2 protein-coding genes are annotated in these 3,170 nt (G+C 38.8%); both read left to right on the top strand.

The genetic code is table 11. The annotated features are described in order from the left end of the window. Positions 1 to 1,857: right-handed parallel beta-helix repeat-containing protein (locus ENL20_00435; GenBank protein HHE37028.1), on the top strand; the 1,857-nt coding region annotated here is incomplete at its 5' end. 217 nt (positions 1,858 to 2,074) lie between these two features. Next, on the top strand, positions 2,075 to 3,170 hold a 1,096-nt coding region (locus ENL20_00430; GenBank protein HHE37027.1), incomplete at its 3' end, for an adenylate/guanylate cyclase domain-containing protein.

Genomic DNA, 3,170 nt, shown 5'->3' with positions numbered 1-3,170 from the left:
CCGGTTTTTAGTTCATGTAATATAACCAATAATGGAAGTTACGGAGTTTATTGTGTAAATACTACCGGAGTTACTTATGCACCTTATCCTTCATTTTCAGATTGTAATATTTCGGATAACGGCAGCTATCCGCTTTATCTGTATGCCGATAATGCAAAAGATATTTCCACTCCCATGACCTTTACCGGAAATGCTTACAACAAGATCTATCTCCAGGCAGATGACATTAATACCGGCACCTGGACAAATTTTGGGATTCCTTATGTAGTGGGTGGAAATATGGAAATTCCGGATGGAGAAACATTAACTATCGAAGCCGGAAATACTCTGAAATTTGCTGGCAATTATATCTTTACTGTGAACGGAACTTTGCTTGCTGATGGTGATGCTGCTAATCATATAACTTTTACTTCCAATCAATCGGTACCCACTCCCGGATTTTGGAAATTCATCCATTTCTATGCACCGGATAATCCCTGTATTCTCGATTATTGTGATATAAGTTATGCCGGAGCAGTCCATAGCGGTTCATCGAGAGGAAACATTCTTTTGCAGTGGTGTGGAAGTTATGTAAATTTCACCAACTGCACGATTTCACATAGTCTGTCTAACGGTGTTAAGGTCAGGGAATATTCAAATCCGGCTTTTACTTCCTGCGATATTACCTATAACGGCACTTACGGAGTTTATTCCGTTTCTTCCGGATATCCGCCTTATCCGTCTTTTTCAAACTGTAATGTTATGAATAACGGCAGTTACCCGCTATATTTATTGGCGGACAATGCCAAAGATATTTCCGCTCCGATGGCATTTAGCGGAAATGATCCGAATGCCGTCTTTCTGCAGGCAGATGATGTTAATACCGGCACCTGGAACAATTTAGGAGTTCCTTATGTGATCGGAGGCAATTTAACTATTCCGGATGGAGAAACTTTAACTATTGAAGCCGGAAATACGATGAAATTTGCGAGCAATTATACTTTTACGGTGAACGGAACTTTGATTGCCGACGGTGATGCCGCAAATCATATCACTTTTACTTCCAATCAACCATCACCTTCACCCGGTGATTGGAAATCCATCTATGTTTATGGTCCGGATGCTCCCTGCGTTTTCGATTATTGTGATGTCAGTTACGGAGGTGCTCTCTGGGGAAGCACTCATTACGGCAGTATATTTTTAGATTTGGCAGGAGGTTATTTCAATCCTACAAATTGCACGATTGAAAACGGGGCATCTAACGGAGTTTATCTTTATAGGAGTTGTAGTCCGGCAATTACTTCCACCACAATCCAAAATAATGCAGAAAGCGGGATTTATTGCACTAATGGCGGGGCATATCCTTCTACGCCCTCATTAACCAATAGTAGCGTAATTAATAATTCGGGGTATGGGATATATTTGGAAGGATCAAGTTCGGCGATTTTCGGCACCAATCTTTCCGAATGGAATGATATTTACGGAAATGCGAGTTACGAGTTTTACAACAACACAACTAATGACATCACCGCTGAATACATTTATTGGGGAAGTGTCGATTATGCGTACATCAATAACAGCATTTACGACCAGAATGACAACGGCAGTTTAGGATTGGTCGATTATACGCCCTGGACAAATGCTGCTCACGATACGGAATATCCAATCTTTTTAGATTCTCCGGTTGTTACAATAACTATTGTTTCAGGAAATGTGAATCTCGATTGGGATGATGTGCCGCTGGCAACTTCCTACAAAGTTTATTCCGATACAGATCCTTACGGAGATTTTAATGCTTTAGAATACGATGGAACTGATACAAGCTGGAGCGAATCTGCGGATATGAAGAAGTTTTATTATGTGACGGCGGTGAATTAAGGAACTTGAGTCTTGAAGAGCGTAGTGAAATTGGAATTGAGGCGATTATAACAGGAATTTCAACTGCTGCTCAATGAAGTCCAGTCAGGAAGAATAAGTTGAACTAAAAAAGGACAGAAATTATTCTGTCCTTTTTCTTTCACAAATAATTTGACATATCCGGAGTAATATTTATTTGAAATTTATTGAATAAAATGAAATGTTTGCGAGGTTATAAATGATAAATCTAATTCCTCAATATATTGTTAAAAATCATAAAGAAAAAAGACTCGAAGGACATCTCGAAGCCGCTACCATGTTCATCGATATTTCCGGTTTTACCGCTATGACCCAGAGTTTGATGAGAAATGGAGATGAAGGTGCGGAAATATTAACGGAGATCATCAACAGGATTTTTACTCCTTCGATAGACATAATCTATCAAAATAAAGGTTTTATTTCCACTTTTGCTGGAGATGCTTTTACTTCGATTTTTCCAAATGATCGTGTAGATGTCGATTCAGCAATTTATGCTGCTGTCGAGATCCAGAAAATATTCCAGCAGATCGGAATCCAGAAGACCAGGTTCGGAATTTTCGAGCTGCAAATTAAAATCGGACTTTCTCTGGGAGAAGTAGAATGGAAAATTATCCAGACAGCAGATATGAATAGTTATTATTTCAGAGGAAAAACGATTTACCGGGCAACGAAATGTGAACATCTTTGCAGCGTGGGAGAGATAATTATCGACAATACTTTGAAGAAGCTGTCCAAAGGAAAATTCAGTGAAAAAAGTATCGGTTATTATATTGTAAATTCCGTTCCTGCTAACCTTGTAATCGAAACCCAAAAAATCAAACTGACCCAAAAAGAATTACAGCCTTTTATTCCTGATTCAATATTATATCTTAAATCGAAAGGAGAGTTCAGAAGCGTTATTTCCTGCTTTCTTTCGTTTCAACAGAAAGAGAATTTCCATCTTCATTTAAGCAGGATCATTCAATTGAGCAATGAATACGGCGGCTATTTCAACAAGATCGACTTCAGTGATAAAGGCGGAGTTATCCTTATTCTTTTTGGAGCTCCGATCTCAAAAGAGCAAATGGAGATCAGAGCCTGCGATTTTGCGTTGGAAGTTATAAGAACAAAAGGATTCTATTGCAGGATCGGATTAAGTTTTGGAACAGCTTTCACGGGCTTTATCGGAAGTGAAAAAAGAGGAGAATATACTGCTCTGGGAATGGCTGTTAATGTTGCAGCCCGATTCATGATGAAAGCAAATTGGACTGAAATTTTTCTCGACAGGTTTATCTATGACAAAATAAAAGCTAATT

Source organism: Candidatus Cloacimonadota bacterium, from assembly GCA_011372345.1.
Taxonomy (GTDB): domain Bacteria; phylum Cloacimonadota; class Cloacimonadia; order Cloacimonadales; family TCS61; genus DRTC01.
This window is presented reverse-complemented; position numbering and strand designations above follow the sequence as displayed.